Annotated in this window: 14 protein-coding genes; 7 read left to right on the forward strand and 7 right to left on the reverse strand. The window is 76.4% G+C overall.

The genetic code is table 11. The annotated features are described in order from the left end of the window. Both ACU616_RS01980 and ACU616_RS01985 read left to right on the forward strand, forming a co-directional pair. Complete coding sequence (locus tag ACU616_RS01980; RefSeq protein ID WP_446756812.1) at positions 1-969, forward strand: LCP family protein; 969 nt, start codon at positions 1-3, stop codon at positions 967-969. Positions 970-1,025: 56 nt separating this feature from the next. Further along, positions 1,026-1,346: a DUF2631 domain-containing protein gene (locus ACU616_RS01985; protein WP_446756813.1), complete on the forward strand. Its 321-nt coding sequence runs from the start codon at positions 1,026-1,028 to the stop codon at positions 1,344-1,346. Between the two features lie 61 nt (positions 1,347-1,407). On the opposite strand, the gene ACU616_RS01990 is transcribed toward ACU616_RS01985, so the two are convergent. The 3 genes from ACU616_RS01990 to ACU616_RS02000 form a co-directional block, all read right to left on the reverse strand. Further along, a complete protein-coding gene (locus ACU616_RS01990; RefSeq protein WP_446756814.1) occupies positions 1,408-2,151 on the reverse strand; it encodes a VIT1/CCC1 transporter family protein in 744 nt (247 codons plus the stop codon). Beyond that, positions 2,148-3,338 (reverse strand): 23S rRNA (adenine(2503)-C(2))-methyltransferase RlmN, encoded by a 1,191-nt coding sequence (rlmN, locus tag ACU616_RS01995; protein ID WP_446756815.1) that lies wholly within the window; start codon positions 3,336-3,338, stop codon positions 2,148-2,150. The genes ACU616_RS01990 and rlmN overlap by 4 nt, the downstream gene beginning before the upstream one ends. 63 nt (positions 3,339-3,401) lie before the next feature. Further along, positions 3,402-4,811, reverse strand: a complete 1,410-nt coding sequence (locus tag ACU616_RS02000) for a hypothetical protein (RefSeq protein ID WP_446756816.1) — start codon at positions 4,809-4,811, stop codon at positions 3,402-3,404. A 197-nt stretch (positions 4,812-5,008) separates the two neighbouring features. On the opposite strand from ACU616_RS02000, the gene ACU616_RS02005 reads away from it, so the two are divergent. The 5 genes from ACU616_RS02005 (at position 5,009) to ACU616_RS02025 (ending at position 9,239) form a co-directional block, all read left to right on the forward strand. Further along, positions 5,009-5,644: a TrmH family RNA methyltransferase gene (locus ACU616_RS02005; protein WP_446756817.1), complete on the forward strand. Its 636-nt coding sequence runs from the start codon at positions 5,009-5,011 to the stop codon at positions 5,642-5,644. After that, positions 5,641-6,462 (forward strand): RNA polymerase subunit sigma-70, encoded by an 822-nt coding sequence (locus tag ACU616_RS02010; protein WP_446756818.1) that lies wholly within the window; start codon positions 5,641-5,643, stop codon positions 6,460-6,462. The genes ACU616_RS02005 and ACU616_RS02010 overlap by 4 nt, the downstream gene beginning before the upstream one ends. Positions 6,463-6,703: 241 nt before the next feature. Beyond that, complete coding sequence (locus ACU616_RS02015) at positions 6,704-7,333, forward strand: dihydrofolate reductase family protein (RefSeq protein WP_446756819.1); 630 nt, start codon at positions 6,704-6,706, stop codon at positions 7,331-7,333. Positions 7,334-7,365: 32 nt separating this feature from the next. Further along, complete coding sequence (locus ACU616_RS02020) at positions 7,366-8,130, forward strand: polyphosphate kinase 2 family protein (protein ID WP_446756820.1); 765 nt, start codon at positions 7,366-7,368, stop codon at positions 8,128-8,130. Then, on the forward strand, positions 8,127-9,239 hold the full coding sequence (locus tag ACU616_RS02025; RefSeq protein WP_446756821.1) for a GNAT family N-acetyltransferase: 1,113 nt from the start codon (positions 8,127-8,129) through the stop codon (positions 9,237-9,239). The genes ACU616_RS02020 and ACU616_RS02025 overlap by 4 nt, the downstream gene beginning before the upstream one ends. Here ACU616_RS02025 and ACU616_RS02030 read toward each other — a convergent pair. From ACU616_RS02030 to tsf, 4 genes are all read right to left on the reverse strand, one after another. Beyond that, a complete protein-coding gene (locus ACU616_RS02030; protein ID WP_446756822.1) occupies positions 9,203-10,357 on the reverse strand; it encodes a phosphatidate cytidylyltransferase in 1,155 nt (384 codons plus the stop codon). The two genes, ACU616_RS02025 and ACU616_RS02030, sit on opposite strands and share 37 nt — an antisense overlap. Before the next feature lie 17 nt (positions 10,358-10,374). Then, complete coding sequence (frr, locus tag ACU616_RS02035; protein ID WP_446756823.1) at positions 10,375-10,932, reverse strand: ribosome recycling factor; 558 nt, start codon at positions 10,930-10,932, stop codon at positions 10,375-10,377. 69 nt (positions 10,933-11,001) lie between these two features. Further along, entirely contained in the window at positions 11,002-11,787 is a 786-nt protein-coding gene (pyrH, locus tag ACU616_RS02040; protein WP_446756824.1) for a UMP kinase, read from the reverse strand. A gap of 200 nt (positions 11,788-11,987) precedes the next feature. Then, the gene (gene tsf, locus ACU616_RS02045) at positions 11,988-12,803 is read right to left on the reverse strand and encodes a translation elongation factor Ts (RefSeq protein ID WP_446756825.1); all 816 of its coding nucleotides are present in this window, start codon (positions 12,801-12,803) and stop codon (positions 11,988-11,990) included. Positions 12,804-12,825: the final 22 nt, after the last annotated feature.

Raw genomic sequence — 12,825 nt, forward strand, 5'->3', positions numbered from 1 at the left:
GTGACCGCACCGCACGACACCGACGCCGGCCAGGGCCCCCCTGGCCGGCGTCGGCCGTTCGCGCGGCCGCGGCGCGTCGTCCTCGCCCTCCTCGTGACGCTGCTGGCCGTCGCGGGGGCCGACGCCGCGGCGGTCGCCGCGCGCGTCGACGAGGTGGCCGTCGACCTGCACGCCGACGACGGCGACGGCCGCACCTGGGTGCTCGTGGGCCTCGACTCGCGGGCCCGGCTCCCGCAGGGCGCCGACGTGGCCGACTTCGGGACGCCCGAGACGGTCCCGGGGAGCCGGGCCGACGTCGTCGTGGTGGTGCAGCAGACCGACGCCGGCACGACGGCGCTGTCGGTCCCGCGCGACCTCCTGGTCCTGGACGGCACCACGGCCGAGCGGCTGACGACGACCTGGCTGGACGGGCCGCAGGCGACCGTCGCGGCGCTGTGCAGCCTGGGCATCCCGACCGACCACCTCGTCACCGTCGACCTCGCCGGCTTCGCCGCGGTCGTCGACGCCGCCGGCGGCCTGGAGGTCGACGTCCCCGAGCCCGTGCGCGACGAGCCGGCCGGGCTGCTGCTGCCCCGGGCCGGACGGCAGCACGTCGACGGTGCGACGGCACTGGCGCTGGTCCGCTCCCGGCACCCCGAGCACCTCGTGGACGGCGCGTGGGCCCCCGCGCCCGTCGACCCCGACGGCCGCGCGGGGGCGGCGGGCACCGTCCTGTCGGCGCTGCTCGACCGGGTCCGGGGATCGCTGTCGCGGCCCTGGCGGCTGCAGCCGGTCGCCTGGGCGGCCTCCGGCGCCGTCGCCGTCGACCCCGGAACCTCCGCGACCGACCTGCTCGGCCTCGCCGGCGCCGGGGTCGGACCGGTGTCCGTGCTGCCCGCCGGCGACCCGGTCGGTGCGGCGCTCGCCCGGCCGCCGACGGCCGGCACCGCCGCCGCCGTGGCCGCGGCCGGGCTCACCTGCGGCGGCTGACGACCCGCCGCGACCTCGTCCGGTGGGACACGCCCCCGGCTGGCAGGATGGACGGCGTGAGCGAGCAGCACCGGGCCCGGATCGCGCAGGACAACCCCGCCACCACGCGGGTCAACCAGCCGGGCCGGGAGGAGGCCGTCGTCCGCGCCGGCGAGCACCCCGTCGAGCACGAGCGTCCCGAGGACTGGGGCTGGCACGGCCGCGCCGGCAAGTGGGCGCAGGTCGCCGGCTGGCTGACGACCCTCGCGATCCTGTCCTACCTCTGGGGCAACCACGAGGGCCGGATGGAGGACCTCTGGCTGGTCGGCATCGCCGCGATCATGGTCGGGATCCTGCTGTGGGACCTCCACCGCAAGAGGACCGCCTGGCGCCCCTGACGGGAGCACCCCCTGCCCCTTCCCGCTCGCAGGGCGGCGGCAGGCCCCTGCAGGGCGCCGTTCAGGAGGCGGTGACGCCGATCGCCGCACCGATCGCGTAGGTCGCGCCGGCGGCGACCGCACCGAAGAGCAGCTGGCGCAGGCCGGCGTACCACCACGGCCGCGGGGTGAAGCGCGAGGACAGCGCACCGGCCGTCACGAGGCCCAGTCCGCCGCACAGCAGCGCCACCCACAGCAGCGAGAGCCCGAACAGGTAGGGCAGCAGCGGCAGCACCGCGCCCAGCGAGAAGGTCAGGAACGACGAGACCGCCGCCGTCCGCGGCGAGGGCTCGTCCTCGGGGCTGAGCCCCAGCTCGGCGACGATGTGCAGCCGCAGCGCGACCTCGGGGTCGCGGGACAGCTGGACGGCGACCTCGCGCGCCAGCCCGTCCTCGACGCCGCGCACGCGCAGCATCCCGACCAGCTCGGCGAGCTCCTCCTCCGGGTGGTGCTCGAGCTCGCGCCGCTCCTTGGCCACCTCCAGGTCGAGCTGCTCGTTCTGCGTCTTCACCGAGGTGTACTCGCCCAGCGCCATCGAGATCGCGCCCGCGACCAGGCCGGCGACGCCGGAGAGCACGATCGTCCGCGGCGCCGCTCCCCCGCCGCCGACCCCGGCGACCAGCGCGGTGTTGGTGACCAGCCCGTCCATCGCGCCGAACACGGCCGCCCGCAGCCAGCCGCCGGAGACGTCGGCGTGGTGGTGCTCGTGCTGGGCGGCCGGGTCGTCGCCGGGGACCCCGGGGATCTGGTCGGTGCCGGCCGTCACGCGTCGGCCTCGGCGCCGAGCGCCACCGGCGCCTCCGGCGTCGGGGTGGCGACGGTGGGGGTGGGGGTGGCGACGGTGGGGACACCGTCGGCGCGGTCGGCCGCGGCGAGCTGGCCGCAGGCGCCGTCGATGTCCTGGCCGCGGGTGTCGCGCACCGTCGTCGGCACACCGGCGGCGCGCAGCCGGGCCACGAACTCCCGCTGCGCCGGCAGCGGGCTGGCGTCCCACGGGCTGCCCGGGGTCGGGTTGAGCGGGATGAGGTTCACGTGCGCCAGCTTCCCGGCCAGCAGCCGGCCCAGCAGCTCGGCGCGCTCGGGCTGGTCGTTCACGTCGCGGATCAGCGCGTACTCGACCGAGTACCGGCGGCCGGTGCGGGCGGCGTAGGCGTCGGCGGCGTCGACGACCTCGCGCACCTTGTACCGGGTGTTGATCGGCACGAGGGTGTCGCGCAGCTCGTCGTCGGGAGCGTGCAGGCTCACCGCGAGGGTGCAGTGCAGGCCCTCCTCGGTGAGCCTGCGGATCGCCGGCACCAGCCCGACGGTGGAGACGGTGACCGAGCGCTGCGACAGCCCGAGGCCGTACGGGGCGTGCCCGAGCAGCGAGTGCAGGGTCTGGCGCACGCGCGGGTAGTTGGCCAGCGGCTCGCCCATGCCCATGAAGACGACGTTGGACAGCCGCCCGGGGCCGCCCGGGATCTCACCGGAGGCCATCGCGGCCGCGGCGGCGACGGCCTGGCCGGTGATCTCGGCGGCCGACAGGTTGCGCGTCAGGCCGCCCTGTCCGGTGGCGCAGAACGGGCAGGCCATGCCGCAGCCGGCCTGGCTGGAGATGCAGACGGTGGCCCGGTCGGGGTAGCGCATGAGCACGCTCTCGACCAGCGCCCCGTCGTGCAGCCGCCACAAGGTCTTGCGGGTGCGGCCGCCGTCGGCCGACTGGTGGCGCACCGGGGTGAGCAGACCGGGCAGCAGCGCCCCGGTGAGGGTCTCGCGGGCCGCGGCGGGCAGGTCCGTCATCTCCGCTGGGTCGGTGATCCCGCGGTAGAAGTGCCGGGCGAGCTGGTCGGCGCGGAAGGCCGGCTGACCGAGCTCGGCGACGGCGGCGCGCGCCTCCTCGCGGGTCAGGTCGGCGAGGTGGCGCGGCGGCTTGCCCCGGCGGGGGGCGTCGAAGACCAGGGGCAGGGCAGTCATGGCGTCTGCCATCGTCCCACCCCCGCGCGCCGCGCGGGCCGCGTCACGGGTGAGGTGGCTCGCTCAGGGCGCCAGCGACCCGAGGTCCGGCACGGGCAGCTGCGTCGTCGTGGGCGGCTGCGGGCCGGTCCCGGCGCCGCCGGGCTCGGGGACGTCGCTCGGCGCCGGGTCCCCTCCCCCGCCGGGGTCCTGGACCGTGTCCCCGCCGGCGTCCCCGTCGGTGTCCCCGTCGGGGTCCGGGGCGGGGTCCGCGGCGGTGTCCTCGCCGTCCTGACCGGTGTCATCGCTGACCTCGCTGCCGGTGTCGCCGGCGTCGCTGCCGGTGTCGCTGCCCGTGTCCTGTCCGGCACCCCCCGCGGAACCCGGGTCCGGGTCCGGGTCGGTGTCCCCGCCGGTGTCCCCGCCGGTGTCCCCGGCGGAGGCATCCGTCACCGGGGGCGCCGGCACGTCGGCGGGCACGGGGTCGGTGCCCGGTCCGGTCGATCCGGCGGGCACACCGGGCGGGCCCGGCGGCGCCGGGACCGGCGTCCCCGGAGCGGCCGGCGGGACCACCAGGGACAGCGGCGTGCCGGCGGTGGCGGCGGCCGAGGGGGCGGTGGGGCGGGCCCTCGTCGCGCGGACGGGGTACGGAGCCGGAGCCGTGCCGGCCGTCGGCTCGGGCGCCGGCACCGGGACGCCGGTCGTGGACGCGGTCGGCACGGGGTCCGGGACGTCGGAGGACCGGGGCGCGGGAGGAGTCCGCGGAGGTGTCGTGGCCGGACCCGGCGACGTCTGCACGGCCGCGGTCGGGACCGGTCCGGACGAGGAGGTGGTGACCATGGCCCCACCGGTGACGCCGGCGGTGAGCAGCCCCGCCACCACCGCGACGAGCAGCCGGCGACGGGGCCGCACGCGCGCGGCGACGACGACGCGCGGGACCTCGGTCTCCACGGCGACGGGCGAGGGGTCCGGCAGGGCCGTCTCCTGTTCGTCGGCCTCCGGGCTCCCGTCCTCCGCGGCGGCGTCCTCGGTCGCGTCGTGGTCCGCGACGCCGGCGTCCTCGGTCGCGTCGTGGTCCGCTGCACCGTCTCCTGGATCGGCCGTCGGCCCGGGGACCTCGAGGTCGCCGTCCTGCGGGTCGCCGTCCTGCGGGTCGCCGTCCTCCGGGTCGCCGTCCTCCGGGTCGCCGTCCTCCGGGTCGCCGTCCTCCGGGTCGCCGTCCTCCGGGTCGCCGGCCTCGGTGGCGCCCTCGTCGACAACGGCCTCGGCGCCGGGTGCGTCCGGGACGGCCGTGGCAGTGCTCACCCAGTCGGGGAGCCACTCCTCCCAGTCGTCCTCCGGGAGCCCGGGAGCGCCCTCCGGCACCTCGTCGACCAGCACCTCGTCGACCAGCACCTCGTCGACCAGCACCTCGTCGGCCGGCCCGGTGATGGCCGGCGTGGTCGCGGCCGGACCGGGGACATCCGGCACCTCGTCGTCCTGCTGCGCCGTCATCCCACCTCGCCGTCACCCAGAGCCACATGTCGCTCACCTGTCGGAGTGGCTCATCGTGCCGGACGGACCCGGGCGGTCTGCGGAGGCGCGACCGGAGCCGGCCGCGAGGCCGCCCACACGCACCGGCGGCCCCACGCCGGTACACCCCGGTCGCGGCCCCGGCCGACGAGCGGGCGACGCCAGCTAGCGTCGGCCGCGTGACCGAGGCCGACCGGGCGCTCCCGCCGCTGGACAGCATCGGGGTGGGCCCGTGGCAGGGGCCGTGGCCCGTGGACCCCCGGTACGACCCGGAGCTGCTGGCACACGGCGACCGGCGCAACGTCGTCGACCGGTACCGCTACTGGACGGTCGAGGCGATCGTCGCCGACCTCGAGCCACGCCGGCACGGCTTCCACGTGGCCATCGAGAACTGGCGGCACGACCTCAACATCGGGACGGTCGTGCGCACCGCCAACGCCTTCCTCGCCGCGGAGGTCCACGTCGTCGGGCGCAAGCGCTGGAACCGCCGCGGTGCCATGGTCACCGACCGGTACCTGTCGGTGCGCCACCACCCCGACGCCGCCGCGCTGGGGGCCTGGGCGGAGGCCGAGGGGCTGCCGGTTCTCGCCGTCGACAACCTCCCCGGCGCCCGCCCGCTGGAGACCGCGGCGCTGCCCCGCGGCTGCGTGTTGCTGTTCGGTCAGGAGGGCACCGGGTTGTCGGAGGAGGCGCGCGGGGTGGCCGATGACGTCCTGTCCATCGCCCAGTTCGGGTCCACCCGGTCGATCAACGCCGGTGTGGCCGCCGGCATCGCCATGCACGCCTGGGTCCGCCAGCACGCGGAGCTGTCGTGACCGACGACGACGTCGCCGCCGCCCGTTCCGGGGACGAGGCCGCCTTCGCCCGCCTGGTCGCCCGGCACCGGCGCGAGCTGGTGGCGCACTGCTACCGGATGCTCGGGTCCCCGCTGGACGCCGAGGACGCCCTGCAGGAGAGCCTGCTCGCCGCCTGGCGCGGCCTGCCCGGGTTCGAGGGCCGCAGCTCGCTGCGCACCTGGCTGTACCGGGTGACCACCTCCGTCTGCCTCCGCCGGGCCCGGCGCCAACCGCGGCTGCTCTCGCCCGACGCCGGACCGCCCCGGACCGACGTCACCGACCTCGGCGAGCCGGTCCCCGGGCCGGTGTGGCTCGAGCCGCTGCCCGCCGACCTCGTCGACGACCTGGCCGACGACACGGACCCCGCGACGGCCTACCTGCGCCGCGAGGGCGTGGAGCTCGCCTTCGTCGTCGCGCTGCAGCACCTGCCCGCCACCCAGCGGGCGGTCCTGCTGCTGCGGGAGGTGCTCGGGTACAGCGCGGCCGAGACCGCGGACCTGCTCGCCACCACCGCCGCCTCGGTGAACAGCGCGCTGCAGCGGGCGCGGGCCGCGGTGGCCGAGCGGGTACCGGCGCGCAGCCAGCAGGCGGAGCTGGCCGCGCTCGGGGACGCCGGCCGGTCGGCGCTCGTCGAGCGGTTCGTCGACGCCTGGGAGCGCGCCGACGTCCCGGCGCTCGTGGAGCTGCTCACCGAGGACGTGCGCTTCACGATGCCGCCGCGGCCGGCCTGGTTCGCCAGGCGGGCCGACGTCGCCCGGACCCTCGCCGAGCGGGTGTTCGCGACCCCTGGCGGCTGACGCCGGCGACCGTCAACGCCTCGCTCGGGCTGCTGTGCCAGCAGTTCGCCGACGGCGCCTGGGGGGCCGGGCTCGGTGACCGTCCTGGGCCTGCGCGACGGGCACGTCGACTGGATCGCGGGCTTCGTCGACCCGGCGCTGCACGGGCGGTTCGGAACGGGATCCGCCGGCGACCGATGAGTCGGGGCCGCCGCGTGTCTCTGCACGGGTACGGACCCACCGACTCCCGAGGAGACCCCCCGTGACCCCTGTCGTCGTCAGCACCCTCGTGTCCCTGGACGGGTACGTCGCCGGCCCCGGCGGCGACATCTCCCGCCTGCCCGTGGACGGCTCGTTCGACGCCCTCAACCTGCAGCGGCTGCGGGCCGCCGGCACGCTGCTGCTGGGTGCCACGACCTATCGCCAGATGGTGGCGTGGTGGCCGGCCGTCGCCGCGGACCCGTCGGTGTCCCCCGCGGTACAGCTGGACCCGTCCGCCGCCGGGCTGCACCGCGAGACGGCGCGGCGCAACGCCGAGCTGCCCAAGGTGGTCGTCTCCGACTCCCCGACCCCGGCCGACGCCGGCCCCTGGGCCGACACCACGACGATCGTCCGGCGGGCCGACGCGCACGCGGCCGTGGCCGCGCTCCGGGAGCAGGCCGGCGGCGGGGACGTGCTCGTCTTCGGCAGCCGGACGCTGTGGGGCGACCTGCTGGCCGCGGGGCTGGTCGACGAGCTGTTCCTCCTGGTGGGCCCCGCGCTGCTGGGCGCCGGACTGCGCGCCTTCCCGGACGGCGTCCCGGCGGACCTGCGGCTGCGGGGCACGTCCCGGCTCCCCGGCTCGGACAGCGTCCTGCTGCACCACACCGTCGACCGCGTCCGGCCGAACTGACAGCCACGCCCGCGTGGGCCAGGCTCGGCCGGGTGAGCCGACTCGACGACGTCGACCTGTCCGCCCGGCTGCCGAAGAAGGAGGCCAAGGAGCAGCTCGCCGCGGCGCAGCAGCGCCTGGTGCACCTGCGCCTGCTGCTCGGCGGGCAGATCGGGTCCGGGGAGCTCGGCCCGCCGCTGTGCGTGCTCTTCGAGGGCTGGGACGCCTCGGGCAAGGGCGGGGCGATCAAGCGGCTGGTCGACGAGCTGGATCCCCGGCACGTGCGGGTCGCCCAGTTCGCCGCCCCCTCCTACGACGAGAAGCGGCACCACTTCCTGTGGCGCTTCTGGCCGGTCCTGCCCGGCTGGGGAGGCATGGCCGTGCTCGACCGCACCTGGTACGGCCGGGTGCTCGTCGAGCGGGTCGAGGGGTTCGCGTCCGAGGAGGCGTGGCAGAGGGCCTACGGCGAGATCGTCGACCTGGAGACGACGCTGGCCGCCGAGGGCACGGTGCTGGTCAAGTTCTGGATGCACGTCTCGCCGGAGGAGCAGCTGCGCCGCTTCGAGTCCCGCCGCGACGACCCCTACCGGGCGTGGAAGCTCACCGACGAGGATTGGCGCAACCGGGACCAGCGGCCGGCCTACGAGGACGCCGTCGAGGAGATGCTCGCGCGCACCGACCACCCGGGCGGGCGCTGGACGGTCGTCCCGGCCGACGACAAGCGGTACGCGCGGGTCGCCGTCGTCCGCACCGTGTGCGAGGCGATCGAGGCGGCGCTGGCCGCCCGCGGGATCGACCCGGACGCCCTGCCTGCGTGAGCCCGCTGCTGCACCTGTGCGAGCCGGCCGCCTGGCGGGCGGCGCTGGCCGAGGGGGCGCTGCGGCCGCCGTCGCTGGACGACGCCGGGTTCGTGCACCTGTCGCACCCGGAGCAGGTGCACCTGCCGGCCGGGCGGCTGTTCCCCGGCCGGCGCGACCTGGTGCTGCTCGTCGTCGACCCGGCACGCCTCCCCGGCCCGGTGCGCGAGGAGCCCGGCGTCCCCGGCGACCCGGCAGGGATGCGCTTCCCGCACCTGTACGGGCCGCTCCCGACGGCCGCCGTGGTCGCCGTCGTCCCGTACCGGCCGCCCGCCGTGCCGGTCCTCCCCCGCCCGGACGACGCGCTCGGGCGCGCACTGGCGCTGTCGCTGTCGGTGCGCGTCCGGCGGGCCGCCGAGGTGCGCGACGTCCCCGGCGGCGTCGCCGTGCTGGACCCGCGCTTCCCGCGCTCGCGCGACGACAACCGGCTGGTGCTGGCGGAGCCGGTCGACGCCGCCACCGTGGTCGCCGGCGCGGCCGACGCGGGCCTGCCGCACGCCACCGCGACCCTGGCCTGGCCCGGTGCCGGCGGCGTCGCCGGGGAGCTGGCCGGTCGCGGGTGGCAGGCCGAGGAGCTGGTGGTCATGGCCCGCCCCGCGACGCCGCTGCCGCAGGGGCGCCGCGCCGAGGCGGTGGACCAACGGGAGCTGCACGGCCTGTGGGAGCGCTCGTGGCGGCGTGACCTCGCCGGCCTGCCCGACCTCGACGAGGTGGTCGCCCAGCTCGTCGGCCGGGAGCACCGCACCGACGCGGTCGTCGCGGCCACCGACCTCGCCGTCCGGGAGGACGGCCGTCCCGTCGCCGCGGGGCAGCTGCGCGTCGACGGCGCCACCGCGGCGGTGGAGTCGGTCCTGACCGAGCCGGCCGCGCGCGGCCGCGGGCACGGGGACGCCGTCCTGGCGGCGGCACTGGACCGCGCCGCGGCGGCCGGCTGCGACCTCGTCGTGCTGGAGGCCGACGCCGGCGACTGGCCGCGGCACTGGTACGCCCGGCGCGGCTTCGCCGTCGTCGGGTCGACCTGGGAGGTGACCGCTCAGAGCGGGGGCGCCACCCACGACAGCAGCAGGTAGGCCGCCACCGCCGACGGCAGCAGGCTGTCGAGCCGGTCCATGATCCCGCCGTGCCCGGGCAGCAGGGTGCCCATGTCCTTGATGCCGAGGTCGCGCTTGATCAGCGACTCCCCGAGGTCGCCGGCGGTGGCGGTGACGGCGAGCGCGGCACCGAACAGGACCCCGCCCCACCACGGGCCGTCGAGGGCGAGGGTGACGATCGGGGTGGCGACGGCCACGCAGGTCACGACCGACCCGGCCATGCCCTCCCACGACTTCTTGGGGCTCACCGACGGCGCCATGGGGTGCCGGCCGAACAGCACCCCGGCGGTGTAGCCGCCGACGTCGTTGCCGACCACGGTCGCGATGAACAGCAGCACCCGCACCGCGCCGTCGTCGGGGACGAGGAGCAGCACCGCGAAGCCGGCCAGCAGCGGCACGTACAGGGCGACCAGGACGCCGGCCGTGGCGTCGCGCAGGTAGCCCCCCGGCCCGTCGCCGAGCCGCCACAGCAGGACGGCGACGACGGTGAGGAGGAACGCGACGACCAGGCCGTCGGGCCCCCGGGTCCAGGCCAGCGCGAACATCGCGACCGAGCCCGCGAGCAGGGGCGCCAGCGAAGCCCTCGCCCGCCCGGCCTCCAGCGCGCGGACGAGCTCGACGACCCCCACGAGGATCGCCGCGGTGACGACGAGCAGGAACGCGGGCCGGTAGACCAGCAGCGAGGCGAGGATGACCGCGCCGAGCCCCAGGCCCACCCCGATGGCGGCGACGAGGTCGCGGCCGGCCCGGCCGCTGCCGCGCCGGGCCGCCGGCCGCGAGGCCCCGGCCGGCTGGTGCTCGGCCGGCTGGTGCTCGGCCGGGTCCGCGACCACCGCGGCCGGGACGGGCAGCTCCTGCGTGCGGGGAGGATCGGCCGCCGGCGCCGCCTCCGGGGGCGGGACGGCGATCGGGCTGGTCGGCGGCGGCTGGGGTGCCGCGGCGGGAGGTGGCGGGGACGGCCGCCCGACGACCGGGACGGGCCCGGTGTCGGCGTCCCCGGGCACCGGCCGGGCGGGCCCGAGCAGCCGGGCGACCTGCGGACGGGGGCGCCCCGGGCCGGACGGGCCGGCCCCGGGAGCCTCGGGTCGGGGGGTCATGACGGAGTCGGGAGCGCTCAGACCTCGAGCAGCTCGCCCTCCTTGTTCTTGACCGCCTCGTCGATGCTCGACACGTGCTGGGCGGTGAGGTCGTCGAGCTCCTTCTCCGCGCGGCGCACGTCGTCCTCACCGGCCTCGCCGTCCTTGGCGATGCGGTCGAGCTCCTCCTTGGCGCGGCGGCGGACGTTGCGGATGGCGACCTTGGCGTCCTCGCCCTTGGACCGGGCCATCTTCACCAGGTCGCGCCGCCGCTCCTCGGTGAGCTGCGGGAACACCACGCGGATGATCTGGCCGTCGTTGGTGGGGTTCACGCCCAGGTCGCTGTCGCGGATGGCCCGCTCGATGGCCGACAGCTGGCTGTTGTCGTAGGGCTTGATGACGGCCATCCGCGCCTCGGGCACGGTGATCGAGGACATCTGCGGCACCGGCGTCGGCGCGCCGTAGTAGTCGACCAGGATCTTGTTGAACATCGAGGGTGCGGCGCGGCCGGTGCGCACCGAGCCGAGGTCCTCCCGTGCGACCGACAGGGCCTTGTCCATCCGCTCCTCGGCGTCGAGCAGGGTGTCGTCGATCACGGGTCTCTCCTCCTGCGGCGGGTTGCCCCGCCGTCCTCCTGGGTGCGGCTGCGCCTACGGGCGCCGGGCTCAGTCCGGCTGGCTGATCAGGGTCCCGATCTTCTCACCTGCGACGGCCCGGGCGATGTTGCCGTCCTGCAGCAGGTTGAACACCACGATGGGCATCTGGTTGTCCATGCAGAGGCTGATGGCGGTGGCGTCGGCGACCTTGAGCTGGTCGGCCAGGACCGTGGCGTACTCGAGGTCGTCGTACATGGTGGCCGACGGGTTGGTGCGCGGGTCGTCGTCGTAGACGCCGTCGACGCCGTTCTTCGCCATCAGCAGCACCTGGCAGCCGATCTCCAGCGCGCGCTGCGCGGCGACGGTGTCGGTGGAGAAGTACGGCATGCCCGCTCCGGCTCCGAAGATGACCAGCCGGCCCTTCTCCATGTGCCGGACGGCCTTGCGCGGGATGTAGGGCTCGGCGACCTGGCCCATGGTGATCGCGGTCTGCACCCGGGTCTCCAGGCCCACCTGCTCGCAGAAGGCCTGCAGCGCGAGGGCGTTCATGACCGTGCCGAGCATGCCCATGTAGTCGGCGTGCCGACGGTCCATCCCGGCCTCGGCCAGCTCGGCGCCGCGGAAGAAGTTGCCGCCGCCGACGACGACGGCGACCTGCGTGCCGCCGTGGACGACCGCGGCGAGCTGCTCGGCGATGCTGTGCACGATGCCGGAGTCCACGCCCACCGTGCCCCCGCCGAAGGCCTCCCCCGACAGCTTGAGCAGCACACGCTGGTACCCCGCGCCGTCGGCGGGCTGGAACGCGGTGGGGGCGGACGTGGGCGCGGCGGTGCGCGGCGCGGCGGTGTCGGTCAACGGGTCCATCCCTCGCTCGGCGTCGTTCCCCTGATCCTGCCGCACGACCCGTGCGGCAGCTCGCGGACGGGGTCCCCCGGACCGGCGCCCGGAAACGCCACCGGCCCCGTCCCGGGGGGACGGAGCCGGTGGACGTGCTGGAACGGCCGCCTCGCAGGGTCCCGCCGCGAGCTCGCGAGCGGTGGGGGCGAGGGGGTCCTTCAGGCCTGGCCGACCTCGAAGCGGGCGAACCGCTGCACGGTCAGGCCGGCGTCGTCGAGGATCTGCTTCACCGTGCGCTTGGGCTCGGTGATCGACGGCTGCTCGAGCAGGACGAAGTCCTTGTAGTAGGCGTTGACCCGGCCCTCGACGATCTTGACGATCGCCTGCTCGGGCTTGCCCTCCTCCTTGGCGGTCTGCTCGGCCACCCGGCGCTCGGTCTCGACCGCCTCGGCCGGGACCTCCTCGCGGGACAGGAAGCGCGGGCGGGCGGCGGCGATGTGCATCGCCAGCGAGCGCGCGGCCTCCTCGTCGCCGCCCTGGTACTGGACGGCGACGCCGATGGCCGGGGGCAGGTCGGTGGCCCGCTTGTGCAGGTACACCGCGGTCGGGCCCTCGAAGGTGGCGAAGCGGGAGAGGACCAGCTTCTCCCCGATGCGGGCGGACTCGGACTCGATGAGCTGGGCGACGGTCTGACCGTCGACCTCGACCGCCATGAGGTCCTCGAGGGTCGCGGGCGACTGCTCGAGCACGATCTCGATCAGGCGCTCGGCCAGCGCGACGAAGTCGGCGTTCTTGGCGACGAAGTCGGTCTCGCAGTCGAGCTCCAGCAGGGCGCCGTGCTTGCTGACGACGATGCCGTTGGTCGTGGAGCGCTCGAGGCGCTTGCCGACGTCCTTGGCGCCCTTGATGCGGAGCAGCTCGATGGCCTTGTCGTACTCGCCGTCGGCCTCGGTCAGGGCCTTCTTGGCGTCCATCATGCCGGCGCCGGTGGCGTCGCGGAGCCGCTTGACGTCGGCGGCGGTGAAGGCAGGCATGTCACTTCCCTACGGGGTGTGG

It is taken from the genome of Geodermatophilus sp. URMC 62 (assembly GCF_052931475.1).

Excerpts from the sequence above, each read along its gene's own strand:
- tsf (WP_446756825.1), bottom strand. The coding sequence starts at position 12,803 with ATGCCTGCCTTCACCGCCGCCGACGTCAAGCGGCTCCGCGACGCCACC.
- rlmN (WP_446756815.1), bottom strand. The coding sequence starts at position 3,338 with ATGACTGCCCTGCCCCTGGTCTTCGACGCCCCCCGCCGGGGCAAGCCG.
- ACU616_RS02030 (WP_446756822.1), bottom strand. The coding sequence starts at position 10,357 with ATGACCCCCCGACCCGAGGCTCCCGGGGCCGGCCCGTCCGGCCCGGGG.
- ACU616_RS02000 (WP_446756816.1), bottom strand. The coding sequence starts at position 4,811 with ATGACGGCGCAGCAGGACGACGAGGTGCCGGATGTCCCCGGTCCGGCC.